Raw genomic sequence first — 1,746 nt, 5'->3', positions numbered from 1 at the left:
TAGTAATATTATCTTCTTTTTGCTCAATGGTATTTCAATTCTATTATTCAACTTGTCTGATTATGAGTGAGTTCTAATGTTGGGTAACGGGCTTTTATAAGATTTGTGCGACTGGAAAATCGGAGATTTTTCGGACGTAGCAAATCGTTAATTGGATGTTTGTCGGTTCGTTATTTAGTTTAAATGTAAGCATAAATTTTATGAGTTGTTGTAAGCTGTATTAATCACAAATCCATTTATCTTTTATAGTTCGTTTTACACTGATATTCTTTTTAAAATTTATCTTAAATGTTTCAATGAGTTTTATCGAATCTCCATTCTCTCCAACTTTAATATTGTCAAGAATATGGATTTTCTCAAAAGTACTATCATTTATCTTTTTAACTTTTTTATCGACTATTTTAATTTTTCCAAATTTATCAATTGTGAATATTGTTTCTGTTTTGTCAAAAGTATTCTTGATATTTATCTGATTATTTGAATTATTCAAGTAATAATCTAAAACATCATCACCTCCGTTTGAAAAATTAAGAAAACCTCTATATTCTAAAATTATAAGACTATTACTTTTTTCTCGTTTTATATTTTCTCGAAATGCACTTTTAGGAACTAATACAAAATCATTGTCATTTTTCTTAAATGTTTGGATACTCGAACAATGTTGAGTTTTTATAGGGTTTATCTTTTTATAGTTTGATAAATCCTCAATTTGATAAATCTCATCTGCTGTATATTCTAAAAAATTTTCAAGCTCAATATTTGACTCAATATTTATCAAATCAACTTTTTTAGAAGTCGTAATTATACTCATTCCACAAGAAGTCATTTGAATTCCAATAAATAGTATAATCAATCTTTTCATTTCAGTTTTTATATAGCTTACAACGGGCTTTTATAAGATTTGTGCGACTGGAAAATCGGAGATTTTTCGGACGTAGCAAATCGTTAATTGGATGTTTGTCGGTTCGTTATTTAGTTTAAATGTAAGCATAAATTTTATGAGTTGTTGTAAGCTGTATTAATCACAAATCCATTTATCTTTTATAGTTCGTTTTACACTGATATTCTTTTTAAAATTTATCTTAAATGTTTCAATGAGTTTTATCGAATCTCCATTCTCTCCAACTTTAATATTGTCAAGAATATGGATTTTCTCAAAAGTACTATCATTTATCTTTTTAACTTTTTTATCGACTATTTTAATTTTTCCAAATTTATCAATTGTGAATATTGTTTCTGTTTTGTCAAAAGTATTCTTGATATTTATCTGATTATTTGAATTATTCAAGTAATAATCTAAAACATCATCACCTCCGTTTGAAAAATTAAGAAAACCTCTATATTCTAAAATTATAAGACTATTACTTTTTTCTCGTTTTATATTTTCTCGAAATGCACTTTTAGGAACTAATACAAAATCATTGTCATTTTTCTTAAATGTTTGGATACTCGAACAATGTTGAGTTTTTATAGGGTTTATCTTTTTATAGTTTGATAAATCCTCAATTTGATAAATCTCATCTGCTGTATATTCTAAAAAATTTTCAAGCTCAATATTTGACTCAATATTTATCAAATCAACTTTTTTAGAAGTCGTAATTATACTCATTCCACAAGAAGTCATTTGAATTCCAATAAATAGTATAATCAATCTTTTCATTTCAGTTTTTATATAGCTTACAACGGGCTTTTATAAGATTTGTGCGACTGGAAAATCGGAGATTTTTCGGACGTAGCAAATCGTTA

At 26.0% G+C, this 1,746-nt stretch carries 2 protein-coding genes; both read right to left on the bottom strand.

The genetic code is table 11. From position 1 onward, the window contains the following. Window positions 1-220: 220 nt before the first annotated feature. The gene (locus EC396_RS12805; protein ID WP_129367006.1) at window positions 221-862 is read right to left on the bottom strand and encodes a hypothetical protein; all 642 of its coding nucleotides are present in this window, start codon (window positions 860-862) and stop codon (window positions 221-223) included. A 156-nt stretch (window positions 863-1,018) separates the two neighbouring features. Continuing rightward, window positions 1,019-1,660 (bottom strand): hypothetical protein, encoded by a 642-nt coding sequence (locus EC396_RS12800; protein WP_129367006.1) that lies wholly within the window; start codon window positions 1,658-1,660, stop codon window positions 1,019-1,021. Between the last annotated feature and the right edge of the window lie 86 nt (window positions 1,661-1,746).

The sequence above is a fragment of the Lutibacter sp. HS1-25 genome, from assembly GCF_004121075.1.
Taxonomy (GTDB): domain Bacteria; phylum Bacteroidota; class Bacteroidia; order Flavobacteriales; family Flavobacteriaceae; genus Lutibacter.
Note: the sequence above shows the minus strand (reverse complement) of the source record. Positions and strands in the feature narration are given on the sequence as shown.